Annotated in this window: 21 protein-coding genes; 12 read left to right on the top strand and 9 right to left on the bottom strand. The window is 65.0% G+C overall.

Annotated elements, in window-relative coordinates; all coding sequences use genetic code 11:
- Positions 1-114 precede the first annotated feature (114 nt).
- Positions 115-444: a hypothetical protein gene (locus RM530_RS14375; protein WP_311365946.1), complete on the top strand. Its 330-nt coding sequence runs from the start codon at positions 115-117 to the stop codon at positions 442-444.
- A gap of 182 nt (positions 445-626) precedes the next feature.
- On the opposite strand, the gene urtE is transcribed toward RM530_RS14375, so the two are convergent.
- From urtE to RM530_RS14345, 6 genes are all read right to left on the bottom strand, one after another.
- Complete coding sequence (gene urtE, locus RM530_RS14370; protein ID WP_311365945.1) at positions 627-1,322, bottom strand: urea ABC transporter ATP-binding subunit UrtE; 696 nt, start codon at positions 1,320-1,322, stop codon at positions 627-629.
- 2 nt (positions 1,323-1,324) lie between these two features.
- Positions 1,325-2,158 carry an urea ABC transporter ATP-binding protein UrtD gene (gene urtD, locus RM530_RS14365; RefSeq protein ID WP_311365944.1) on the bottom strand — a complete coding sequence of 278 codons (834 nt, stop codon included), beginning with the start codon at positions 2,156-2,158 and terminating at the stop codon, positions 1,325-1,327.
- The gene (gene urtC, locus RM530_RS14360; protein WP_311365943.1) at positions 2,155-3,240 is read right to left on the bottom strand and encodes an urea ABC transporter permease subunit UrtC; all 1,086 of its coding nucleotides are present in this window, start codon (positions 3,238-3,240) and stop codon (positions 2,155-2,157) included. The genes urtD and urtC overlap by 4 nt, the downstream gene beginning before the upstream one ends.
- Complete coding sequence (gene urtB, locus RM530_RS14355; protein ID WP_311365942.1) at positions 3,240-4,886, bottom strand: urea ABC transporter permease subunit UrtB; 1,647 nt, start codon at positions 4,884-4,886, stop codon at positions 3,240-3,242. The genes urtC and urtB overlap by 1 nt, the downstream gene beginning before the upstream one ends.
- Before the next feature lie 105 nt (positions 4,887-4,991).
- Entirely contained in the window at positions 4,992-6,281 is a 1,290-nt protein-coding gene (urtA, locus tag RM530_RS14350; protein ID WP_311365941.1) for an urea ABC transporter substrate-binding protein, read from the bottom strand.
- A 30-nt stretch (positions 6,282-6,311) separates the two neighbouring features.
- Positions 6,312-7,394, bottom strand: a complete 1,083-nt coding sequence (locus RM530_RS14345) for a hypothetical protein (RefSeq protein ID WP_311365940.1) — start codon at positions 7,392-7,394, stop codon at positions 6,312-6,314.
- Positions 7,395-7,656: 262 nt separating this feature from the next.
- Here RM530_RS14345 and RM530_RS14340 point away from each other — a divergent pair, with 262 nt between their 5' ends.
- The 10 genes from RM530_RS14340 (at position 7,657) to RM530_RS14295 (ending at position 19,772) form a co-directional block, all read left to right on the top strand.
- A complete protein-coding gene (locus tag RM530_RS14340) occupies positions 7,657-8,550 on the top strand; it encodes an urease accessory protein UreD (RefSeq protein WP_311365939.1) in 894 nt (297 codons plus the stop codon).
- A 13-nt stretch (positions 8,551-8,563) separates the two neighbouring features.
- On the top strand, positions 8,564-9,187 hold the full coding sequence (locus RM530_RS14335) for an urease subunit gamma (protein WP_311365938.1): 624 nt from the start codon (positions 8,564-8,566) through the stop codon (positions 9,185-9,187).
- Positions 9,187-10,899, top strand: coding sequence for an urease subunit alpha (ureC, locus tag RM530_RS14330; protein ID WP_311365937.1), 1,713 nt, complete (start codon positions 9,187-9,189; stop codon positions 10,897-10,899). The genes RM530_RS14335 and ureC overlap by 1 nt, the downstream gene beginning before the upstream one ends.
- A gap of 16 nt (positions 10,900-10,915) precedes the next feature.
- Positions 10,916-11,422, top strand: a complete 507-nt coding sequence (gene ureE / locus RM530_RS14325; RefSeq protein WP_311365936.1) for an urease accessory protein UreE — start codon at positions 10,916-10,918, stop codon at positions 11,420-11,422.
- A 651-nt stretch (positions 11,423-12,073) separates the two neighbouring features.
- Positions 12,074-12,763 carry an urease accessory protein UreF gene (locus tag RM530_RS14320; protein ID WP_311365935.1) on the top strand — a complete coding sequence of 230 codons (690 nt, stop codon included), beginning with the start codon at positions 12,074-12,076 and terminating at the stop codon, positions 12,761-12,763.
- The gene (gene ureG, locus RM530_RS14315; protein WP_311365934.1) at positions 12,760-13,434 is read left to right on the top strand and encodes an urease accessory protein UreG; all 675 of its coding nucleotides are present in this window, start codon (positions 12,760-12,762) and stop codon (positions 13,432-13,434) included. The genes RM530_RS14320 and ureG overlap by 4 nt, the downstream gene beginning before the upstream one ends.
- Positions 13,434-14,015, top strand: a complete 582-nt coding sequence (locus RM530_RS14310) for a HupE/UreJ family protein (protein ID WP_311365933.1) — start codon at positions 13,434-13,436, stop codon at positions 14,013-14,015. The genes ureG and RM530_RS14310 overlap by 1 nt, the downstream gene beginning before the upstream one ends.
- A gap of 172 nt (positions 14,016-14,187) precedes the next feature.
- Positions 14,188-17,568 carry a hybrid sensor histidine kinase/response regulator gene (locus RM530_RS14305; RefSeq protein ID WP_311365932.1) on the top strand — a complete coding sequence of 1,127 codons (3,381 nt, stop codon included), beginning with the start codon at positions 14,188-14,190 and terminating at the stop codon, positions 17,566-17,568.
- Positions 17,558-18,490 (top strand): response regulator, encoded by a 933-nt coding sequence (locus tag RM530_RS14300; protein ID WP_311365931.1) that lies wholly within the window; start codon positions 17,558-17,560, stop codon positions 18,488-18,490. Before RM530_RS14305 ends, RM530_RS14300 begins: the two co-directional genes overlap by 11 nt.
- A gap of 88 nt (positions 18,491-18,578) precedes the next feature.
- A complete protein-coding gene (locus tag RM530_RS14295) occupies positions 18,579-19,772 on the top strand; it encodes a YbfB/YjiJ family MFS transporter (RefSeq protein ID WP_311365930.1) in 1,194 nt (397 codons plus the stop codon).
- Between the two features lie 3 nt (positions 19,773-19,775).
- Here the strand turns inward: RM530_RS14295 and RM530_RS14290 are convergent, their stop codons facing one another.
- The 3 genes from RM530_RS14290 to argE form a co-directional block, all read right to left on the bottom strand.
- Positions 19,776-20,348: a hypothetical protein gene (locus tag RM530_RS14290; protein WP_311365929.1), complete on the bottom strand. Its 573-nt coding sequence runs from the start codon at positions 20,346-20,348 to the stop codon at positions 19,776-19,778.
- Positions 20,349-20,856: 508 nt separating this feature from the next.
- A complete protein-coding gene (locus RM530_RS14285) occupies positions 20,857-21,225 on the bottom strand; it encodes a glutaredoxin domain-containing protein (protein WP_311365928.1) in 369 nt (122 codons plus the stop codon).
- A 217-nt stretch (positions 21,226-21,442) separates the two neighbouring features.
- Positions 21,443-22,594, bottom strand: a complete 1,152-nt coding sequence (gene argE / locus RM530_RS14280) for an acetylornithine deacetylase (RefSeq protein ID WP_311365927.1) — start codon at positions 22,592-22,594, stop codon at positions 21,443-21,445.
- 38 nt (positions 22,595-22,632) lie between these two features.
- Between argE and RM530_RS14275 the strand changes: the two genes are divergently transcribed.
- Positions 22,633-23,196: a UPF0149 family protein gene (locus RM530_RS14275; protein ID WP_311365926.1), complete on the top strand. Its 564-nt coding sequence runs from the start codon at positions 22,633-22,635 to the stop codon at positions 23,194-23,196.
- Positions 23,197-23,221 lie beyond the last annotated feature (25 nt).

The raw sequence follows: 23,221 nt of genomic DNA, 5'->3' as shown, positions 1-23,221 counted from the left end.
CTCAATGACGAAGATCGCGACGCCTACGAGAGCGGACACCGACAACTTCCGCAGATCGGTGTGCACTTCGGGTCGCACTACTCGACTACTCGACGGTAAGCCGGATCGCGCGAGGTGTGGATCGGCGGGCTGCGTCAAGGCGCAAGACCTGACCCCGACCTCCTTGACCTCGACCTCCTGCGGATCGCCATGCTCTTGCTGATCCATCTGCTCGCCGTCTTTCTGGCCTGGGTCGCCGGGATCATCGCACGACGTCGCGGCCTTCAGGATCAGTGTCGATCCAACAGTGATCGCAAGCGACAGACCTTGTCCGACATCACTCTCGGCTGGATGGTCTTGGCAGCCAAGCTCCTGACACTGACCCAAGCCTGTTTTGAACAAGCGCTAAGATCCCTCTGGTCCACGCCATCATGCTTCAATGGCCCAACGACCACTCGCGCCTAAATTTGAGGGGAAACCTCAGGGTCGGAGTAAATATAAGTACGAAAGTGCGGATCGGTTGTAGGGCGGGACCATGCTGCGCAAACCCCGATAGTACTTGCCTGATGTCCCGTGCCAGGTGATCCAGCGTGGACATAGCAGATGGCCTACGGTTGGCCGTAGTTCGATGGACGCAGGCGCGCCACTCATACCGATAGGTGTCGTTCCACCAGTGTGTCACTCAGTTCGCCGATATCGCCGCCGGCCACCAACCGGCCCTTGTCGAGGATGCGGAATTCGCTGGCGACGCGGCGCGCGAACGGCAGCTTCTGCTCGACCAGCAATACCGTCAGCCCGGTGTCCTTGTTGAGGCGTATCAACAGATCACCGATTTCGGCGACGATGTTGGGCTGGATGCCCTCGCAGGGCTCGTCGAGAATCAGCAGTTTCGGATCGAAGATCAGCGCACGACCGATCGCGAGTTGCTGCTGCTGCCCACCGGACAGATCGCCGCCGCGGCGGCGGGCCATTTGCTTGAGCACCGGGAAGGTCTGGTAGACGCGCTCCAGCGCTTCGGCGCCGTTGTCCTTGCGCACGTATTGTCCGAGCCGCAGGTTTTCCTCGACCGAGAGCTGACCGAAGATCTCGCGGCCCTGGGGCACATAGCCCACACCCAGGGAGGCGCGACGATCGGCCGCAATCGCTGTGATGTCCTTCTCGTCCAGGTGGATGCTGCCGGTGCTGACCGACAGCAAACCCATCACGCATTTGAGCAGCGTGGTCTTGCCCATGCCGTTGCGGCCCATCAGGCAGGTGATCGAGCCTGTGGGGACTTCGAAGTCCACGTCCCAGAGGGTGTGACTGCCGCCGTAGAACTGGTTGATGCCTTTGAGGGTCAGCATGCTCAGGCTCCCAGATAGACTTCGACGACTTCGCGGTTGTTCTGACACTCGTCGATGCTGCCTTCGGCGAGCACGCGTCCCTCGTGCAGCACGGTGACCTTGCGCGCGATCGAGCGCACGAACTCCATGTCGTGTTCGACCACCACCACGGAGCGTTTTCCGGCCAGCGACACCAGCAGTTCGGCGGTGCGCTCGACCTCCTGCGGTGTCATGCCGGCCACCGGTTCGTCGACCAGCAGTAACTGCGGGTCCTGCATCAGCAGCATGCCGATCTCCAGCCATTGCTTCTGGCCGTGCGAGAGACTGCCGGCATCGCGGTCCTGCTCGGTGGACAGGCCGACCAGGGCCAGGGTTTCGGCGATGCGGTCGCGTTGTTCGGACGAAAGGCGCGCCACCAGCGTGCTCCACACCGATTTGTCGCCGGCCATCGCAAGTTCCAGATTCTCGAACACGGAGTGCTCGCCGAACACTGTCGGTTTCTGGAACTTGCGGCCGATGCCGGCCTCGGCGATTTCTGGTTCCGACAGCCGCAGCAGGTCCACGTTCTGGCCGAACCAGGCGCTGCCGGTATCGGGCCGTGTCTTGCCAGTGATCACGTCCATCATCGTGGTCTTGCCGGCGCCGTTGGGGCCGATGATGCAGCGCAGTTCGCCGGTATCCACGTACAGCGTGAGCGCATTGAGCGCGCGGAAGCCGTCGAAGCTCACGGTGATGTCTTCGAGATACAGGATGGTGCCGTGGCTGAGGTCGGCGCGTGTGGATTGCGGCGGACGGTTGACGAATTCGAAGACGCGTTCGCGGTCGGTCAGTGTGCGCAGGGACGAGGCGAGGTTCATGATTTTCTCCGCAGGCGCGCAATCAGGCCGACCACGCCCTTGGGCAGGAACAGCGTGACCACGATGAACAATGCGCCCAGCGCGTACAGCCAGATTTCCGGCATCGCCGCAGTGAACCAGGTCTTGGAGTAGTTGACGATGCCGGCACCGAGCGCGGCGCCATAGAGCGTGCCGCGTCCGCCGACGGCGACCCAGACCACGGCTTCGATCGAGTTGATCGGCGAGAACTCGCCAGGGTTGATGATGCCGACCTGCGGCACGTACAGCGCGCCGGCAATGCCGGAGAGCACGGCCGAGAACGTGAACAGGGCGAGTTTGAAGCGTTCCACGCGATAGCCGATGAAGCGCGCGCGCGATTCGGCATCGCGGATCGCCGCGACCACGCGACCGTAACGTGAGGTGACGATGTAGCGGCAGGCCAGATAGCCCAGCGCCAGCGCCAGCACCGAGGCCAGGAACAGGCCGATGCGGGTGCTGTCCTGTTGCAGATCGAAACCCAGCAATTCCTTGAAATCGGTGAGGCCGTTGTTGCCGCCGAAGCCCATCTCGTTGCGGAAGAAGGCCAGCATCAGCGCGTAGGTCAGTGCCTGGGTGATGATCGACAGGTACACGCCGGTGACGCGCGAGCGGAACGCCAGCCAGCCGAAGGCGAAGGCGAGGATGCCGGGCGCGACCAGCACCATCAGCATCGCGAACCAGAAGTGCTCGAAGCCGTACCAGTACCACGGCAGTTCCGTCCAGTTCAGGAACACCATGAAGTCCGGAAGCTCGGCGTTGCCGTAGACGCCGCGATCGCCGATCTGGCGCATCAGGTACATGCCCATGGCATAGCCGCCGAGCGCGAAGAAGGCGGTGTGGCCGAGGCTGAGAATGCCGCAGTAACCCCAGATCAGGTCGATGGCGATTGCCAGCAGGGCGTAGCACAGGTACTTGCCGAGCAAGGTCACCCAGTAGGTCGACAGGTGCAGGGCCGAGTCGGCCGGCACTGCCAGGTTCAGTAGCGGGACGATGATGGCGAGCAGCAGCAGCACGCTCAGCATCGCGCGCCCGCCGATGTCGCCGAATAACCAGGCACGACGCATCAGTGACCCTCCGCCGCGCGGCCTTTCTGCGGAAACAAGCCGCGCGGCTTGCGCTGTATGAACAGAATCAGGAAGACCAGGACCAGAATCTTGGCCATCACGGCGCCGGCCCAGGGTTCGAGGATCTTGTTGATCACGCCCAGGCTCATGCCGCTGATCAGCGTGCCCCAGAGATTGCCGACGCCGCCGAAGACCACGACCATGAACGAATCGACGATGTAGCTCTGGCCGAGATTCGGTCCCACATTGGTGAGCTGCGACAGCGCGACGCCGGCGACGCCGGCGACGCCGGCACCGAGGCCGAAGGTCATCGCGTCCACGCGTTCGGTGCGCACGCCCATGGCCTTGGCCATGGCGCGGTTCTGCGAGACCGCGCGCACCTTGAGACCGAGCGAGGTCTTGTTGAGCGTGAGCCACAGCAGGGCAAATACCAGGGCCATGAACACGATGATCAGCAGGCGATTCCAGGTGACAGCGAACAGGTCGTTGATCTGCCACAGGCCCTGCATCCATTCCGGCGAGGACACCGAGCGGTTCAGCGGCGAAAACACCGAGCGCACCAGTTGCTGCAGCACCAGCGACAGGCCGAAGGTCGCCAGCAGGGTTTCCAGCGGGCGGCCGTAGAGGAAGCGCACGATGCTGCGTTCGATCGCCACGCCGGCCAGCCCGGCGACGCAGAAGGCCGCCGGGATCGCCAGGATCAGCGACAGGCCGATGTGGTTCGGCAGGATCAGCTGCATCACGTAGGCGGTGTAGGCGCCGAGCATGATCAGTTCGCCGTGCGCCATGTTGATCACGCCCATCACGCCGAAGGTGATGGCCAGGCCGATCGCCGCCAGCACCAGCACCGAGCCCAGGCTGAGGCCGAAGAACAGGGTTTCGATCGCGCCGTAGAACACGCGCCAGCTGTCGATCGACTGCGTCACCTTGAGCGCGGCGGCGCGCAGTTCGGGGCTGACTTCGGCATCCGCTTCGGTGAGCGGCTTGATGCGGTTGTAGACGACATTGCTGGTTTCTCCGTCCAGGGTCTCGATGGCCGCCAGACGTGTGGCCTCGTCGCCGGAGGGCAGGGCATACAGAGCCAGCGCCACTTCGATGCGGCGCCGCACCTGTCTGCTGTCGTCGATCGCGAGCTGTTCGCGCAGCAGTGCGGCACCGTCGTCGTCGAGATCGCCGCTCATTTCGTCGACGCCGGAGGCGCGCACATCGGCGTCTTCGTCGGCCAGGTCGAATCGTGCAATCGCCTGCTTCAGCGCTTTGCGCAGGGTGATGTTGGTGCGGATTCTTTCGAGATCGTCCTCGGGCGCGATGCCGGCGTCCTCAAGGCTCAGCGCGTCGGTGAGGGCGAGTCGGGAATCGGCTTGTTCTTCGACGATGTAGAGGTCGGTGATGTTGCCGTCGGCGTTTTCACGCGCATACAGGCGGTTGTCCAGCAGCGCGAGGAGCACCTCGCGGGTGTGTTCGTGGCGCGCGGCGACGAGAGCGTCGACCAGAGCGGCCTTTTCGCGGTAATTGGCTTCAGGAATCGCGAACAGCGTCTGCATGAAGGCGTCATCGGCCGCCGAATCCGCGTGTGCGATCGCGCTGCCCAGCAGCATCAGCAGACACAGGACGAACCGGCCGAATTGAAATCGTATGCGTCTCATGCGCTGTTGCTCCGCTCGGACTTTCCTTGAACAGTGAAGAAGGGACCTGCGACGCCCGTGGGCACGGACGCCGCAGGTCCAATACGGCTCGCTAGTCGGTGAGGTTCAGAAGTTCTGCCCGGAGCACTTCTTGGTCTTGCTGTTGTAGTTGCCGCACTTGAGCGTGACCCAGTCGGCTTCGATGTCCTTGGAACCCGGCAGGAAGTCGGACCAGGCATCGCCCGGCACTTCGTCGGTTTCGGACACCACGTCGAACTGACCGTCGTCCTGGATTTCGCCGATCAGTACCGGCTTGGTGATGTGGTGGTTGGGCAGCAGCTTGGCGGTGCCGCCGGTCAGGTTCGGCACTTCCAGTCCCGGCAGCGTGGCGATGACCTTCTCCACATCGGTGGTGCCGGCCTTCTCGACCGCCTTCACCCACAGGTTGAAGCCGATATAGCTGGCTTCCATCGGGTCGTTGGTCACGCGCTTGTCGTTGCCGGTGTAGGCGTGCCACTGCTTGATGAAGGCTTCGTTCTCGGGCGTATCGACGCTTTCGAAGTAGTTCCAGGCGGCAAGATGGCCGACCAGCGGACCAGTGTCGATGCCGGACAGTTCTTCCTCACCCACGGAGAACGCGACCACCGGGATGTCCTCGGCCGAAATCTGCTGGTTGGCGAGTTCCTTGTAGAACGGTACGTTGGCGTCGCCGTTGATCGTGGACACCACTGCGGCGGCCTTGCCGGTGGAACCGAAGCTCTTGATCTCCGACACGATGCTCTGCCAGTCGGAATGTCCGAAAGGCGTGTAGTTGATCATGATGTCCTCGGACTTCACGCCCTTGGCCTTGAGGTAGGCCTCGAGGATCTTGTTGGTGGTGCGTGGATAGACGTAGTCCGTGCCGGCCAGCACCCAGCGCTCGATGCCGAATTCGTCCATCAGGTAGTCCACCGCCGGAATCGCCTGCTGGTTCGGCGCGGCGCCGGTGTAGATCACGTTCTTGGACGATTCCTCACCCTCGTACTGCACGGGGTAGAACAGCAGGCTGTCGAGTTCCTCGAACACCGGCAGCACCGACTTGCGCGATACCGAAGTCCAGCAGCCGAAGACCACGTCGACCTTGTCCTTGGTGATCAGCTCGCGTGCCTTTTCCGCGAACAGCGGCCAGTTCGAGGCCGGGTCCACGACCACGGCTTCGAGCTTCTTGCCGAGCAGGCCGCCTTTCTTGTTCTGCTCCTCGACCAGCATCAGGACGGTGTCCTTGAGCGTGGTCTCGGAGATCGCCATGGTGCCGGACAGCGAGTGCAGCACGCCGACCTTGATCGTGTCTTCGGCGGCCTGGGCGTGAAAGCCGAAGCCAAGGGCCGGTGCCAGCGCGGCGGCCGCCAGCGACCGTACGAAGTTTCTGCGTTTCATGTTGATTTGCTCCTGTCGATTCGAAGGCGCTCAGATCTGCAACTGCAGACCAAGGCCGATCTGGGTGCTGTCGGTGCCGGGCGCATCCGCGCTCTGGTCGATGTAGAACAGCGAGACGCGCGCGTTGAAGGCCTTGATCACGTAGTTGAGGTCGAACTCCAGGGTGTCGAGATCGAGATCGCCTCCGGCCGTGTCATAGGTGGTGGTGGCGGTCTTGCCGAGGATCTGGAACTGGCCGATGCCGACCTTCTGCGGGAACAGGAAGGCGGCGAGCACGAAGTAGCCGTCACTGGAATCGAAGGCCACCGGCGCGCCGTAGCCGCCGAAGCCGTCATAGTTGGCGTATTCGCCTTCCAGCGAGAGCACTCCGCCCCCGGCGATCTTCTTCTCCATCAGCGCGTCGACGGTGACGGCGGTGTCGCCGCTGGCGCTCTGCGCGGATACGCCGAAGGACAGAATGTCCTTGTCGCCGTAGTAGGTGCCGTTGAGGTAGTAACCGGATTCGATGTCCCACAGACTCAGGTGCAGACGCGCCGCGGTCACGATCTTGTCCGGTTCGTCGCTGCCGGCCATGGTCGACGGTACGTCGAAGGCACCGATCGAGACCTTCACGCGGTCGAAGTCACCCCAGTAGGCCACGCCGTTGTCGCGGCCCGCGGCCACGAACGGAAAGCCGTCCTGGATGCCGTCGACGGCGAAGCCCCAGGCGTTGCCGTAGTACGGACCATGCAGGTTGGCGCGGTCGCTCGGCGGCAGGAAGCGGCCGGCCCAGATGTTGAACTTCGGCGAGAACTCGAAACGACCGATGGCGTCGATCACCCGCACGTCATTGTCGCCATCGATTTCGGTGTTGAGCGTGAACTTGATGGTCTCGGTGACCGAACCGCCGATATACAGTCGCGCGCTGTCGAGCGTGAAATCGTTGACGTCCTCGTCAGCGCCGTCCACGTCGGTGCTGGTGAAGCTGCTGCGCAGACCCGCACCGACCGAAATCGGCGGAAGCTCCACGGTCGCAGCATAGGCCGCCGGCAGCGGTGCCATCATCATCGCCGCGAGCGCGGCCAAGCGGACACCGGCAGCCAGATGGCCGGTGCGACTTCCCAATTGATCCATTTCCCAATCCCCATGTGCTCAAGTGCATTGAGGCTGCCCATGCCCCGTTTGGTTTGCTGCCAGCCCGCGTGCGGGTTTTCTCAAGCCGTAGCGCGGCGCTTCGATGACGCCGTCGCGGTTCGGTCTCTGTTCGGACCGATGCCGGCCACACTAGGCGGGCTCGGCGGCGGCGGGTATGGGGCATTTGACGTAGAGTCAAAACACAAGACCGCCCGCAGCATGAAATCCTACGAGACCACGGGTGAAAGACTTTGGGGACCCGATGTATCAAGGAACGGCGAGCCTGATAACGGCACGTGCGGCAGCGTCCAGTGTGGCGCCGACGGTGCGTGCACAGCGCGTGGACGGCGCGACACAGTTGCGTTTTCGCCGCGCCCGCAACGCGCGCACCGAACTGGCCGATCTGTATCAGCGCGCGCCGTGTCGGCTGCTGTTTCCGGACGTGGAGCACGACGAGATTCCCCAAGCCGTACTGCTGACGACCAGCGGCGGGCTCACCGGTGGCGACCGTCTGCGTATCGGTTTCGAAGTGGAAGCGGGTGCCCGCGCCTGCCTGAGCACGCAGGCTGCCGAGAAAATCTATCGCGCCATTCCCGGCGAGGCGCCGGCCGAGATCGTGGTTTCGTTGCGCGTCGGCGAATCCGCCTGGGCCGAATGGCTGGCCCAGGAAACGATTCTGTTCGATCGCAGTCGGCTGCGTCGTTGCATCGAGGTGGACTTGGCGCCGGGCGCTCGCCTGCTGGCGGTGGAGAGTCTGGTGCTGGGGCGCGGGGCGATGGGCGAGACCTATGCGCAGGGCTATTTGCACGAATCCTGGCGGGTACGCCGCGATGGTCGTTTGATCTGGGCCGACGCCCTGCACTGGGACGAAGGCGGCTCGCCGTTCCGTCCGGCCTTCGGTTTTGGGGAGGCGCGTGCCTGTGCCACCTTGTTGTACGCCTCGAACGATGCCGCGGCGCAGCTGTCGGCGGTGCGCGAGCAGCTGGCGGCGCAGCCTGGCATCGGTGCGGCCGGTGTACTCGACGGCCTGCTGATCGTGCGCCTGCTGTCAGCGGACGCGGCGAAACTGCGTGCGGCCGTCATGAATCTTGCAGCGCAGCTGCGGCATGGCGCTGGCGGCCTGCCGCCCCGCATGCCGCGCGTGTGGACCTGTTAGGAGATCGATTGCCTTGAACCTGAGCCCTAGAGAAAAAGACAAGCTGCTGGTGGCGATGGCGGCGATGGTGGCGCGGCGTCGCTTGGAGCGCGGCGTCAAGCTCAACTATCCCGAAGCCATCGCCCTGATCACCGATACCGTGGTCGAAGGCGCGCGCGACGGTCGCAGCGTCGCCGAACTGATGCAGGCCGGCGCGCAGGTGCTGAGGCGCGATCAGGTCATGAACGGCGTCGGCGAAATGATTCACGACGTGCAGGTGGAGGCGACCTTCCCGGACGGCACCAAGCTGGTCACCGTGCACGCGCCGATCCGCGGCGACGCCGATGGCGAGCTCGTCGCCGGCGAGGTGCTGACGCAGGACGGCGACATCATCCTCAACGCGGACCGTGAGGCGATTACGCTGAGCGTGGCCAACAGCGGCGACCGGCCGGTGCAGGTCGGCAGTCACTACCATTTCTTCGAGGTCAATCCGGGCCTGGTCTTCGACCGCGCCCAGGCGCGCGGCATGCGTCTGGACATTCCCTCGGGTTCGGCCATTCGCTTCGAGCCGGGGCAGCAGCGCGAGGTGCGGCTGATTCCGTATGCCGGCGCGCGCAAGGTCTACGGCTTTCGCGCCGAAGTCATGGGAGACCTCTGATGGCCACGACGATCAGCCGCCGCTCCTATGCCGGCATGTTCGGCCCCACCGTCGGCGACCGCATCCGCCTGGCCGACACCAGCCTGTATATCCGCGTGGAGGAAGACCGCACGATCTACGGCGAGGAGGTCAAGTTCGGCGGCGGCAAGGTGATCCGCGACGGCATGGGCCAGAGCCAGGCCAGCCGCGCCGAAGGCACCGTCGATACGGTCATCACCAATGCCGTGATTCTCGACCACTGGGGCGTGATCAAGGCCGACATCGGCCTGCGTGACGGCCGCATCGTCAGCATCGGCAAGGCCGGCAATCCGGACGTACAGCCGGGCGTGGACATCGTCATCGGCCCCGGCACCGAAGTCATTGCCGCCGAGGGCAAGATCGTCACCGCTGGCGGTATCGACGCGCACATCCACTTCATCTGTCCGCAGCAGGTCGAGGACGCGATCTGTTCCGGCATCACCACCATGCTCGGCGGCGGCACTGGCCCTGCCCACGGCACCCTGGCCACCACCTGCACGCCCGGCGCCTGGCACCTGGGCCGCATGCTGCAGGCCGCCGAGGGCCTGCCGGTGAACCTGGGCTTCTTCGGCAAGGGCAATGCCAGCCGGCCCGCGGCGCTGGAGGAAATGGTGCTGGCCGGGGCCTGCGGCCTGAAGCTGCACGAGGACTGGGGCACCACGCCGGCGGCGATCGACAACTGCCTGTCGGTGGCCGATGCGCTGGACGTGCAGGTCAGCATCCACACCGACACCCTCAACGAGGCGGGCTTCGTCGAATCCACGATCGCCGCCTTCGCCGGCCGCACCATCCACGCCTTCCACACCGAAGGTGCCGGCGGCGGCCACGCGCCGGACATCATTCGCGTGGCTGGCCTGCCGAACGTCTTGCCGTCCAGCACCAATCCGACGCGGCCCTACACCGTCAACACGCTCGACGAACATCTCGACATGTTGATGGTCTGCCACCACCTGGACCCGCGCATCGCAGAGGACGTGGCCTTCGCCGAGTCGCGCATCCGCAAGGAAACCATCGCCGCCGAGGACATCCTCCACGACCTTGGTGCCTTCTCGATGATGAGTTCCGACAGCCAGGCCATGGGCCGTGTCGGCGAGACCATCATTCGCTGCTGGCAGACCGCGGACAAGATGAAACGCCAGCGTGGCGCGCTGTCCCCGGACGACGGCGCGGCCGACAACTTCCGCGCGCGCCGCTACATCGCCAAGTACACGATCAACCCGGCGATCGCGCACGGTATCTCCGCGCATGTGGGTTCGGTGGAAGTCGGCAAGCTGGCCGATCTGGTGTTGTGGAACCCGGCGTTCTTTGGCATCAAACCGGATCTGGTGGTCAAGGGTGGTTCGATCGCCGTGGCCGCGATGGGTGATCCCAACGCCAGCATTCCCACGCCGCAGCCGATGCACTATCGCCCGATGTTTGGCGCGCTGGGCCGGGCCGGTATCGACAGTTCCTGGCTGTTCGTCAGTCAGGCCTATCTCGACAACGGCGGCAATCCGGCGCTGGGCCTGAGCCGGCCGATGGTGGCCGTGAATAACACGCGCGGCGGCATCGGCAAGCGCAGCATGGTGCTGAACGATGCGATGCCGCAGATCGAGGTCGACTCCGAAACCTACGATGTGCGCGCCGACGGCGAACTGCTGCGCTGCGAGCCGGCCGACGTGCTGCCGATGGCGCAGCGTTACTTTCTGTTTTGACGGGCCTGTTCTGATCATGCTCAAGGCCACTGAAGTTCTAGCCGCCGGGCACTGGGATCGCGATCATGCGATCGACCGCATCGCGCTGGACTACGACGAGCGTCATCGGCGACGCTTTCGCTTCGTCGCCGAAGGCGGCACCGAATTCCTGCTGGACCTGCCGCGTGCGACCGTGCTGCAGCACGGTGACGGTCTGGCGCTGGAAGGCGGCGATGTCATCACCGTGATCGCCGCGTCCGAGGCGCTGTCGCAAGTGACTGCCGCCGATACCGAAGCGCTGATGCGCCTGGCCTGGCACATCGGCAATCGCCACCTGCCGGCGCAGCTGGTTGCGGATCGCATTCTGATCCGCGAGGACCATGTGATCGTGTCGATGTTGCGGGGTCTGGGTGCCACCGTGGAGCCGGTTCGGGCGCCGTTTTCGCCGGAGGGTGGGGCGTATTCGGGGCATGGCGGGTTTGCGGCGGCGCATGAGCATGCGCATGGCAATGTGCTGGCGCTTGGGCAGCCGCATGAGCATTGAGATGCGTGATTCATCTTCGATGACTTGGCCGAGGGTCTATCCTCATTCGGAGACGTTTGCGACCGGTTCCGCCGCCCCCTTCGGGTCCCGAGCTGTGCTCGGCCCAAAAAAGGTAACCAAAAGAAGGGCACCCGAAACATCCGCCCCCCGCCTCGCTGCGCGACTCGGTGCGGACGTAGCGGGACGGAGCCGCATTCCGCGCTGCGCGCGGCCCTCTCCCCCAACCCCTCTCCCGCAAGCGGGAGAGGGGATCTGTTGCTGTGGTTTTTCGCAGTTCGGGCCCCTTCGGAAGCGCCGGGTGGGGTGCCGCGCGCAGCGGGGTGCGAGACAGGACGTCGAGCAAGCGTCGTCAGGACAGGGATGTCCTGTCGACGCGCCCCCCGAGCACGGCGCCCCGGCCGGGGACCGCTCGCGAAGCGAGCGGCGCGGACGGCGGGGTGTCTTTTCTTTTGGTTCCTTTTCTTTGGACAAGCAAAGAAAAGGAACCCGGCGCCGGCGGGCGCCGGAACCCGCCTCGGCGATCCCTAAAGGCAACAGACCCGCCGCCGCAACATCGAAGGGATTCGTAGAAACCGCATTCTCGACCCGTAGGGTAGGCAAAGCGCAGCGTGCCCACGTGATGCCGGGACGCACCCAAACCGGGGAGGCCCCATGAACCCCGGCCCCTCACCCACCGCCCTCTACCGTCTCCTCGCCTGGACCAGCCCCAGCTACCCCACCGGTGCCTTCAGCTACAGCCACGGCCTCGAATGGGCGGTCGAGGAAGGCTCGGTCAGGAACGTCGGACAACTGATCGACTATGTCGGCACGGTGATCGAACACGGCGGTGGCTGGATCGATGCCGTGCTGCTCGCGCGGATTCATGAAGCGGCGGATCAGTCGGACCTGCAAGACCAACTGATCGAACTCGCCGGTGCGTTTCGCGGTAGCGCCGAAACCGCGCTGGAAGCACGCCAGCAGGGCGATGCCTTCCTCAGGGCCACACGCGCGGCCTGGCCGAATCCGGCCTTGGACTCGCTGGTCGAGCGCTTCCAGGGTCGGCCGCTGGCGCACTGCGCGGTCATGGCGGTGGCCTGCGTGGCGCACGGCATCGCCTTGCGACCGGCGCTCGAAGCCTTCGTTCATGGTGCCGCGGCCAATTTGGTGTCGGCCGGCGTGCGCCTGGTGCCGCTCGGGCAGACCGATGGTCAGATCGCCATTGCCCGGCTCGAACCGCGCGTGGAAGCGGTGGTGGTTCGGGCGCTGGCCACGCCGGTCGACGAACTCGGCAGCTGCGCGCCCGCGCTCGAATTGTGTTCCCTGCGTCACGAAACCCAGTACACGAGGTTGTTCCGCTCATGAACCTGCCCCTCAACGAAAGCGCGGCGCGCGACGCCGCGCCCGCCAATGGTCCCTTGCGTGTCGGCATCGGCGGCCCGGTCGGCTCCGGCAAGACGGCGCTGACCGAGCGCCTGTGCAAGCTGCTGCGCGACACCTATGACGTGGCCGCGATCACCAATGACATCTACACGCACGAGGATTCCGAGTTCCTCACGCGCGCCGGTGCGCTGGTGCCGGAACGCATCATGGGTGTGGAAACCGGCGGCTGTCCGCATACCGCGATCCGCGAGGATGCCAGCATCAACCTGTCGGCCGTGGCCGAAATGCACGCGCGCTTTCCGGCGCTGGAACTGATCTTCATCGAAAGCGGCGGCGACAATCTTGCGGCGACCTTCAGCCCGGAGCTGGCGGACATCACGATCTACGTGATCGATGTTTCGGCCGGCGACAAGATTCCGCGCAAAGGCGGCCCCGGCATCACCCGTTCGGACCTGTTGGTGATCAACAAGATCGACCTGGCGCCGCTGGTCGGCGCCTCGCTGGACGTGATGGATCGGGATGCCCGACGCATGCGCGGCGAGCGACCCTTCGTGTTTTCCAATCTCAAAGAGAACCTCGGACTGCGACAGATCGCCGAGTTCATCGTCACTGCCGGCGGTCTGGCGCCGCGTCCTCTACCGGAGCACATCTGATGTCCAAGTGGCTACGCCCGTTCGCTTTCGTTTCGGCCATCGCGGCGTCCACGCCGGCGCTGGCACATCCTGGCCATCCGCTGGCGGACTCCGGTCTGCTGTCCGGACTGCTGCATCCAATGCTGGGTCTGGACCATCTGCTGACGATGCTGGTGATCGGCATCTGGGCCGCACAACTCGGCGGTCGTGCACGGCTCTGGATGCCGGCCAGTTTCCTGGTGCTGATGGCTGTCGGCGCCGGTCTCGCCGGGATAGGCTGGGTGCCGCCGCATCTGGAATCCGGCATTGCCGCCTCCTTGGTCGTGGGCGGGCTGTTGGTGGCTACCGCCTTGCGCGTGTCGATGCTTCCGGCGGCGGCCCTGGTCGGCGTCTTCGCCGTGTTCCACGGCGCGGCACACGGCGCCGAACCGCCGGCGACGGCGAGTCCGCTGCTGTACGGCGCGGGCTTCCTGCTGGCCACGGGTGCTTTGCATCTCGCGGGCGTGCTGATCGGCACGGCGCAATCGCGGGCCTGGACCCTCGCGGCGCGGGGCGGTGGCGTGCTCGCGGCGACTCTGGGTTGCGTGCTGGCCTTGGCCTGAGCCCAGCAAGGATGCGGTACCCGATGCACGCAATTCGCAACGCCGCCCGTAGGGCGGGCAAAGGCCGCAGGCCGTGCCCACGCGGGCGTGTGCACCAGGGGACCGCGTGGGCACGCTGCGCTTTGCCCACCCCACCGCCGCTGTTGCCGTTCCCGGGTCCCGGCTTCCAAACATGAGCGCCACCCAACGCATCGTCCGCGAACGCCGCCAGTACAACAAATGGGCGGCCACGCAGACCATGGAGGACTATGCGCTGCGCTACACCCCCGACAAGGCGCGGCGCTGGTCGCCGTTCCGCGTCGGCAATACCGCCTTCGGCGCGATCGCGTTCCTGGCCTGCGAGGCGATCGGCGGCAGCCTGACCCTGCAGTTCGGTTTCAGCAACGCGGTGAGCGCGATCGTCGCGGTGTGCGCGCTGATGTTCCTCATCGGCCTGCCGATCAACCGCTACGCGGCGCGCTACGGGCTGGACATCGACCTGCTGACGCGCGGCGCCGGTTTCGGCTACATGGGCTCGACGATCACCTCGCTGATCTACGCCTCGTTCACCTTCATCCTGTTCGCGATCGAAGCCACGATCATGTCGGCGGCGCTGGAAATGGCCTTCGGCATTCCCTTGTGGCTGGCGCACATCTTCAGTTCGCTGGTCGTGATTCCGATGGCGATCTACGGCATCAGCTTCATCAACCGCATGCAGATCGCCACCCAGCCGATCTGGTTGATTCTGCAACTGGCGCCGGTGGTCTACATCCTGTTCTGGCACGCGGATGATCTGCCCGAGTGGCGCAGCTTCGCCGGCGAGCATGGCGACGGCAGCATCGACATGCTGCTGTTCGCGGCCTGCGCGTCCACGCTGCTGTCGCTGCTGCCGCAGATCGGCGAACAGGCCGACTACCTGCGCTTTCTGCCGGACCGCCGTCGCACCGGTTTGCTGGCCTGGTGGGGCGCGATGCTCAGCGCCGGGCCGGGCTGGGTATTCATGGGCGGCTTCAAGCTGGCGCTGGGTTCGCTGCTGGCGTGGATGGCGTTCAGTTCCGGGCTGTCGGCGGAGCAGGCCGAGCAGCCCACGCAGATGTTCCGGCTGGTGTTCGAGAAGATGGTCGGTTCCCCAGGGCTGGCGATCGCGCTGACGGCGCTGTTCGTCGTCACCTGCCAGCTCAAGATCAACGTCACCAATGCCTACGCCGGTTCGATCGCCTGGTCCAATTTCTTCTCGCGGCTCACCCATGCGCATCCCGGCCGCGTGCTGTGGCTGGTGTTCAACGTGGCGTTGGCACTGCTGCTGATGGAGATCGGCATCTTCGGCGCGATCTCCAGCGTGCTGGTTCTCTACGCCAACTTCGCGGTCGGCTGGATCGGCGCGCTGACGGCGGACCTGGTGATCAACAAACCGCTGGGCCTGAGCCCCAGGATCATCGAGTTCAAGCGCGCGCATCTGTACGACATCAACCCGGTCGGCGTGGGTGCGATGGTGAGCTCGATCATCGTCTCGACCGCGGCCTTCGCCGGTGTGTTCGGGCCGATGCTGCAAGCCCTGTCGCCATTTTCGGGCCTGCTCACGGCCTTCGTGATGGCGCCGGCCATTGCCTTGGTGACGCGCGGCCGCTACTACCTGGCACGCCCTCCCAACGGTCTGCCGGAAGGCCAGGGTGAGCTGCGCTGCGTGATCTGCGAGAACACCTTCGAACGGCCGGACATGGCAATGTGCCCGGCCTACGGCGGTGCAATCTGCTCGCTGTGCTGCAGCCTGGAAGCGCGCTGCCATGACCTGTGCAAGCAGGATAGCCGTTTCGGCCAGCAGATCAGCGTGGCTCTGGGCAAGTTGTTGCCGGCGGCGTTGGCGCCGTCGATCCGCACCAGCGTCGGCCAGTTCCTCGGCATCCTGTTCCTGTTCGTGCTGGCGATCGCCTGTCTGCTCGGGTTCATCTATCTGGAATACGGCGCGCATGTGCCGGACGCGCGCGCGGCGATCGCCACCACCTTGTGGATCGTGTTCCTGAGTCTGTTCCTGTTGTCCGGCGTGGCGTCCTGGCTGCTGGTGCTGGCGCACGAAAGCCGCAATGCCGCGCAGCAGGAATCGCAGCGCCAGACGGCGATGCTGATGGACGAGATCGAGGCGCACAAACGCACCGATGCCGAATTGCAGAAAGCCAAGGAAGTCGCGGAAAACGCCAATGAGGCCAAGAGTCGCTACGTGTTCGGCATCAGCCACGAGATCCGCTCACCGCTGAACGCGATCTTCGGCTATGCGCAATTACTGGAACGCGAACCGAGCAATCCGCCGAAGAACGCGGTCCGCGTGATCCGGCGCAGCGCCGAGCACCTGTCCAATCTCGTCGAGGGCCTGCTCGACATCTCCAAGATCGAAAGCGGTCGCCTGCGCCTGAATCGCGACCGCGTGCGTTTCGGCGAATTCCTCGAACAGATCGTGGACATGTTCCGCCTGCAGGCCGCGGCCAAGGGTATCGGCTTCCACTATCACCGGCCGCCGCAATTGCCGGCCTGGATACGCACCGACGAAAAGCGGCTGCGCCAGATCCTGATCAACCTGCTGTCCAACGCGATCAAGTTCACCGAGCGGGGCGAGGCCAGTCTCACCGTGCGCTACGCCAGCAGCCAGCTCGCCGAGTTCGAGGTTGCGGATACCGGCATGGGCATTCGCGAGGAAGACCTCGAAGACGTCTTCAAGCCCTTCGAACGCGGCGGCATGCCGGGTGCCCAGATGCAGCCCGGCAGCGGCCTGGGCCTCGCAATCACGCGCGTGATCGTGCAGATCATGGGCGGTGAGATCGTGTTGCGAAGCAGGCCCGGGCAGGGCAGCCGCTTCGTCGTCAAGCTGATGCTCGGCGCTGCGCAGGACGATCACGATGCTGCCGAGGCGCGCCGACGGATTCGCGGTTATCGCGGGCCGCGCCGCACTGTTTTGCTGGTCGACGACGATCCCGTGCATCTGGAGCTCAATCGCAAGCTGCTCGAACCGCTGGGCTTCGCCTTGCTCTACGCCGCCAGCGGCGAGGAAGCGCTGTCGCTGGCGGCGGACATCAGCCCCGACTTGGTGCTGCTGGACATCGCCATGCCCGGCATCGGCGGCTGGGAAACCGCGCGCATATTGCGCGAGCGGGCGGGCCGCAGCCTCAGGATCATGATGGTGTCCGCGAACGCGCACGAGTACAGCCCCGGTGGCGAAGGGGCGCCGCACGATGCCTTTCTGATGAAGCCGATCAATGTCGACGTGATGCTCGATACCGTCGGTACCTTGCTCAGGCTCGACTGGATTTTCCAGGCTGAGCCGGCGGCGGATGCGGGTCGTCCCAGCGAGCCTGCCAGCAGTGACAGCCCCGGGGTGCCCCTGAGCGCGCTGCCATATCTGGAAGAGCTGCTGCAGCTCGGCAGGATCGGCCATGTCCGCGGTATCGAGGCCAAGCTGCGCGAAATGGAATCGGCCAACATCGAGAATCAGGCGCTGGCGGTGCAGTTGCGCACCCTGATCTCGGATTTCGACCTCAAGCGCTACGTTTTCACTCTCGAACAGGCGCTGCCCGATGCCAGCTGAAACGCGTCGGCGCGACATCGTGCTGGTGGTCGACGACACGCCGGAGACCCTGAGCTTTCTGACCGATACGCTCGACGCGCTGGGCGCCACGGTGCTGGTGGCCACCGACGGTGAGAGCGCGCTGAAACTGCTCGGGCAGATCACGCCCGACCTGATCCTGATGGATGCGGTGATGCCCGGCATGGGCGGATTCGAGGCTTGCCGCCGGATCAAGCGGGACAAGTCGCTGGCACATCTACCGGTGATCTTCATGACCGGGCTCAGCGATTCCGAGCATGTGATCGAAGGTCTCGATGCCGGCGGCGTCGACTACGTGACCAAGCCGATCGTGGTTGATGAACTGCTGGCGCGCATACGAGTGCATCTGGCCAATGCCCGCGCCGTGCAGGCCTCCAGCCGCGCCCTGGACGCGACGGGTCGCTTCCTGGTGTCGACGGACGTCGACGGGCAGTTGTTGTGGTGCACGCCGCGCGCGGAGCAACTGCTGGAACAGCTGTTTCCGCACGAGGCCGATACCGGCGCACGATTGCCGGCCGATGTTGCCGCCTGGTTGCGCGACCTGCGTGCCGGAGGCCACAGCGGCGATCTGCTGCGCGCGGATCGGCGCCTGCAATTCACCTTCGTCAGCTCCACCGAACCCGGCGAGTTTCTGTTCCGCGTCGTCGAACTGCTCAGTGACGGCGAAGCCCAGGAGCAGGCCGAAGCCCGGCAGCTGAAGGACGCGCTGCCGCTGACTCAGCGCGAGGCCGAGGTGCTGCTGTGGGTCAGCCGCGGCAAGGCCAATCGTGAAATCAGCGAGATCCTCGGCATCAGTCCGCGCACCGTCAACAAGCATCTGGAACAGGTCTTCATCAAACTGGGTGTGGAAAAGCGCGCGGCTGCGGCGGCGCGCGCCACCAGCGTGCTGTCGGCCTGGAAGTAGCCACATGAATCCGGCTGTGGCGTGCGAGGTCGGGCACGACCGTGTCCAAGCCGTTAGGCTGGCACGCCCCGCACGGACCTGACTCGTTTTGCGCAACGTTCCAAGCACGCCACCGCTTGCGCCCTCATTCGCCCAGACCGTCCGCATCACGGCGGCCGGACTGGCCTGCATGCTGGTCGGCATCGGTCTGGCGCGCTTCGGCTTCATGCCGATGATTCCGCTGCTGGTCGAGCGCAGCGGCTTCACGCCGCACCATGCCGCGCTGCTCGGCGGCGCCAATTTTCTGGGCTATCTCGGCGGCACCCTGATCATGCGCCGCCGTGGCGCGACGGTGCCGGTTCGTTTGGGCAGCGTGCTGATGCTGCTGGGTGCGACCGCGAGCTTCCTGGCCTTCCTCTGGACCCATTCCTTCGCGCAACTCGCGCTATGGCGTTGGTTATCCGGCGCGGTCGGCGCCGGGCTCATGGTACTGGTCGGGCCGGCCGTGTTGGAAAGCGTGCCGCCACAATGGCGTGGTCGCTGCTCCGGGCTGGTGTTTGCCGGAATCGGTGTCGGCGCCCTCTTGTCCGGCGCACTCACCCCACTGTTGCTGCCGCTGGGCACCGACGCAATCTGGCTTGGATTCGCGCTGATCGCGGGTCTGGCCGCCGTACTGGCCGGGTTCGGTCTGCCGAATCTTCGGCGGCCCTCGATCACGTCCACGCAGACGGAAAATCACCACATGGACGCGACCGCAGTTCGCGTCGTGCTGGCCTACGGTTGCTGTGGCTTCGGCTTCGTGCCGCACGCTCTGCTATGGAGCGATTTCGTGGCGCGTGAACTCGGGCGCGGCGTCGGCGGCGGCGCCAGTCAACTGATACTGCTCGGCGGCGGCGCTGCCATCGGCCCCGCAGTGCTGGGGCTGATGGCGGACCGCATCGGCTTTCGTCGCGCCTTCTGGATGGCCTTGCTGGCAATGGCGGCAAGCGTGGCGATGCCGCTGCTGTCCGTCGCCGCGCCGGCCCTGATCGTGTCTTCGGTGCTGACTGGTGCGCTCGGTATCGGTCTGGTCACCCTGGCCTCCGGCCGTCTCGGCGAGCTATTGCCACGCGCCGCGATGACACGCGCCTGGGCCACGGCGACCCTGTCGTTCGCTGGCGCGCAAGCGGCAGGCGCCTTGAGTCTGCCCTGGCTGCTGGTGCGGCCGCACGGCAGCGCCATGGTGTTCGCACTGGCAAGCGCAGTCCTGATTGCCGGCGCGGTGCTCGGTGGCTGGCCGCGTTCGGCGGTCACCAAACGCTGACGCCTACTCGTCTTCGGCCGCGAACGAGGCCGCGTTCATCAGGTCCTCGGTCACTATCGGTTCGGGCGCCATGTCCATGGATTCCTCAGCCGGTTCGTCCACCACCTCCCAGACCGGTGCACTGGAGGGTACGGTTTCAACGACAGGTTCGTCGTTGATCGTCTCATCGTCCATGGTCAGCGCCTCTTGCGGCTCCGCTGCCATCGGCTTCTTCGTCTGCTCGCCGGTGAGCAGACCATTGTCTCGTTCCAGGGCCTGGATCAGGGTCTTGCTCATGGCCTTGAAGATGTCATCACGGTCTCCGGCTTCGAAAAGCTCCCCCTTCTCGGTGCTGGTCAGGCTCGCGCCGGTCCGTCCGGTATGCGCGTCTTCGAAGATCACAGAAAGAATGATGTACTTGCCTTCGGAATTGAACGAAAGCCGGGCGATCATGGATCGTTTCGCGTCCTGGGCATCCATGGAGGCCAGCTCGCGTTCGCCCACCTGTGCAATATCGTATTGCCCCAGCAGATTGGCGAGCTTCACATCCATTCCATAGAGTGCGGATTGCGTCCCGCTGGTCGGGCGCGTGATCACCACATGGTCATAGTCGGCGAAGCTGAATCCACTCGAATAAACGAGTCGCTCCGGAGACGCGCAAGCGCAGACGAACAAACACATTGCCACTGAAAGGCACAAACGACGCATAGAATCCCCCGATTCCTTCCGCAGGGCCCCTGGTTCAGGCGCACGAGCGGCGACTTCCATGTAATGAATGCCGAGGAGCCCTTTGCGCCACCTCGGTTCGAGAAGACCTCAGGGTATCGAGCGTTCTTGAGGGCGAACAGACGGTTGGGTAACTCGAGATACCCTATCTGCGGGAGCTCCGGGAGGGCGGACCATTTCGGTGATGCCTGAAAAATAGGGTTCAGGCCTTGAGTCGATTTGTCCAGCTTCAAGCTTAAAGGTGCACTGCAGTTGAAGGGCGCCACGATCCCGCGCGCTCAAGCGACGATGTTCCTGTCCGAACTTGGGCTGGTTGTGCGGTAACGTCTGGCCGACGATGGCTTGCTGCCTCAAGCAAGCGACATGCTTCCAAGCTCGTTCAGGCAGCCAGCAGGCTGGCGAGTTCGCCCGAGTCCAGCAGCTGCTTGAGTTCGGCGGCGCCGCCGATGAACTGCTGCTTGACGAAGATTTGCGGAAATGTGGGCCAGCCGGTCCACATCTTCAGCGCGTTTCGGGGCCGCCACATTTTCCAATAGCTGCCGTATTCCAGATATTCGTAGGTCAGCCCGGCGCCGTCCAGCAGCTTGCGCGCCTTCTTGGGGAACGGGTTCTGTGCCATACCGACGATGACGATGTCGTGCCGATCCACCGCAGTGGCGACTTCGTCCACGATCTCGCGGTGGTTCGAGGCAATCTGTTCGCGGGCCGCCGGATGGATGCGGGATTCGTCGAGGATCATGCGGTCCATCGGGACACCCTGTTGCTTGTGAGGGCTGCAAGTGTCGGCTGCTTCCGACGGCATTGCAATGCTTGCGTCCCGCACCTCGCCGCCAGTTCCTGAGGGACTACGCCGTCGCCGGGCTTGCTCGCTTTATGAGCCTGCGCCATGGCACCCGCCATCATCGCATCGCGATGTACAGGTGCGGCTGTCCGTCATATGGGCGCGAACGTCCAGAACGTCTGCCTTATAGGCAGAAGCGCTCGACCAGTCGGCGCAGCGTGCGCCGCATCGGCTCGATGCGGTCCAGCGGCAGGTATTCGTTCTGCTGGTGGGCAACCTCGATGTCGCCGGGTCCGAGAATCACGGTGTCGAGTCCGAGTTGGTTGAAGAAGCCGCCTTCGGTGGCGAAGTCAACCACGCCGGCCGGATGGCCGGTGAGCTCTTCGCAGACACGCACGATTTCCGAAGTTTCCGGGGTCTGGAACGCCGGTACGCCGTCCATGAGGTTCGAGAATTCGAGGCGGCAGCCGGGTGTGTGCAGTCCGGCGCTGGCTGCGGCGCGCGCTTCGGCGCGCAGCGCCTTGATCTCGAAGCCGGGCGGAAAGCGCATGTCGATCTGCAGTTCCACGTGGCCGGGGATGCGGTTGGCGGAGTCGCCGCCCTGCACCGAACCCAGGTTCAGCGTGGGGTGGTCGAGCGCGAAGCCGCGGGCGCTGCCCAGGCGGGACTTGAGCGCTTCGCGGTAGGCGCTGAGCGCACGCAGTACGCCGTGCAGGCCGTCGATGGCATTGGCGCCCAGGTCCGGTCGGCTGGAATGGCCGGTTTTGCCATGGATGTGAATGCTGTCCATGAGGATGCCCTTGTGCATGCGCACCGGCTTGAGCCCCGTCGGTTCGCCGATCATGGCGTAGCGCGCCTTGGGGCGGCCGGCCGCGGCCAGGGCCTTGGCGCCGTCCATGGTCGATTCCTCGTCGGCCGTCGCCAGGATGATCAGCGGCTGGCGCAGTTCGCGCTGCGCGAATTCGGCGGCGGTTTCCACCGCCAGGGCCAGAAAGCCCTTCATGTCGCAGACGCCGAGCCCGTACCAGCGGCCGTCGCGCTCGGTGAGTTTGAACGGGTCGGAATCCCAGCCGTGTTCGTCGAAAGGCACGGTATCGGAGTGGCCGGCCAGCACCAGGCCTCCGGGGCCGCTGCCGCGCACCGCGATCAGGTTGAACTTGCCGGGCCGGTCCGGCACAGGCATGCGCTCGCAGTCGAAGCCCAGATCGGACAGCCAGCTGGCCAGCAGGTCGATGACCGCCTCGTTGGGCATGTCGAATGGTGCGTTTTCGCTGGACACCGAAGGCCGGGCGAGCAATTCGGAAACAAGCTGGGCAAGCTGGGGCGTTCGGGTCATAGGCGTATAATCAGCCATCCCGTTCCGCGCTGCATCCCATGACCCAAACCGTTCAATACGACGAACTCTCCGACGCGCTGGCCCGACTCGGCTTCACTCACGGCGCCGCCGAATTCCACGGCGCCGTGGCCGGTGCGCTGTGCGTCAGCGAGCCGGACAGCGTGGACCCGCTGAATCTGCTCGGCCACGCTACCGAGGACAGTCCGCAGTCGGCAAGCGCCCTGATGCAGCTGGTCGAACAGCAATTGTCCGCACTCGGCGATTCCGAGATGGTGTTCGCGCCCCTGTTGCCGGATGACGAGGAAACCCTGTCGTCGCGGGTGCGCGCACTGTGCGACTGGTGCGAGGGCTTTCTGTACGGGCTGACGACGCGTGCCAACCTCGATCTCAAGGTCTGTTCCGAGGAGGCCCGCGAGATCATCGAAGACTTCACGCAGTTCACGCGCGCCGGCGTGTCCGACGAGGACGATGAAGAACTCGAAGAAGTGGCGTACGCGGAATTGGTCGAGTACATCCGTGTCGGCGTGCAACTGGTGTTCATGGAACTGCATCCGCGCGAAAGCGATGCCGCGCCACAGGCGCCTTCGCCAACTGTGCACTGAGCCCACTCCGAACCCGTGAGGACGC

Origin of the sequence: Banduia mediterranea (assembly GCF_031846245.1) — a bacterium.
Lineage (GTDB): Bacteria > Pseudomonadota > Gammaproteobacteria > Nevskiales > Nevskiaceae > Banduia > Banduia mediterranea.
The sequence above is the reverse complement of the archived record's forward strand: the minus strand, read 5'-3'. Positions and strand labels throughout refer to the sequence as shown.

What these genes read in the sequence shown, in the direction of transcription:
- urtE (WP_311365945.1), bottom strand. Translation starts at nt 1,322, where the DNA reads ATGCTGACCCTCAAAGGCATCAACCAGTTCTACGGCGGCAGTCACACC.
- urtD (WP_311365944.1), bottom strand. Translation starts at nt 2,158, where the DNA reads ATGAACCTCGCCTCGTCCCTGCGCACACTGACCGACCGCGAACGCGTC.
- urtC (WP_311365943.1), bottom strand. Translation starts at nt 3,240, where the DNA reads ATGCGTCGTGCCTGGTTATTCGGCGACATCGGCGGGCGCGCGATGCTG.
- urtB (WP_311365942.1), bottom strand. Translation starts at nt 4,886, where the DNA reads ATGAGACGCATACGATTTCAATTCGGCCGGTTCGTCCTGTGTCTGCTG.
- urtA (WP_311365941.1), bottom strand. Translation starts at nt 6,281, where the DNA reads ATGAAACGCAGAAACTTCGTACGGTCGCTGGCGGCCGCCGCGCTGGCA.
- RM530_RS14345 (WP_311365940.1), bottom strand. Translation starts at nt 7,394, where the DNA reads ATGGATCAATTGGGAAGTCGCACCGGCCATCTGGCTGCCGGTGTCCGC.
- RM530_RS14340 (WP_311365939.1), top strand. Translation starts at nt 7,657, where the DNA reads ATGTATCAAGGAACGGCGAGCCTGATAACGGCACGTGCGGCAGCGTCC.
- ureC (WP_311365937.1), top strand. Translation starts at nt 9,187, where the DNA reads ATGGCCACGACGATCAGCCGCCGCTCCTATGCCGGCATGTTCGGCCCC.
- ureE (WP_311365936.1), top strand. Translation starts at nt 10,916, where the DNA reads ATGCTCAAGGCCACTGAAGTTCTAGCCGCCGGGCACTGGGATCGCGAT.
- RM530_RS14320 (WP_311365935.1), top strand. Translation starts at nt 12,074, where the DNA reads ATGAACCCCGGCCCCTCACCCACCGCCCTCTACCGTCTCCTCGCCTGG.
- ureG (WP_311365934.1), top strand. Translation starts at nt 12,760, where the DNA reads ATGAACCTGCCCCTCAACGAAAGCGCGGCGCGCGACGCCGCGCCCGCC.
- RM530_RS14310 (WP_311365933.1), top strand. Translation starts at nt 13,434, where the DNA reads ATGTCCAAGTGGCTACGCCCGTTCGCTTTCGTTTCGGCCATCGCGGCG.
- RM530_RS14305 (WP_311365932.1), top strand. Translation starts at nt 14,188, where the DNA reads ATGAGCGCCACCCAACGCATCGTCCGCGAACGCCGCCAGTACAACAAA.
- RM530_RS14300 (WP_311365931.1), top strand. Translation starts at nt 17,558, where the DNA reads ATGCCAGCTGAAACGCGTCGGCGCGACATCGTGCTGGTGGTCGACGAC.
- RM530_RS14285 (WP_311365928.1), bottom strand. Translation starts at nt 21,225, where the DNA reads ATGGACCGCATGATCCTCGACGAATCCCGCATCCATCCGGCGGCCCGC.
- argE (WP_311365927.1), bottom strand. Translation starts at nt 22,594, where the DNA reads ATGACCCGAACGCCCCAGCTTGCCCAGCTTGTTTCCGAATTGCTCGCC.
- RM530_RS14275 (WP_311365926.1), top strand. Translation starts at nt 22,633, where the DNA reads ATGACCCAAACCGTTCAATACGACGAACTCTCCGACGCGCTGGCCCGA.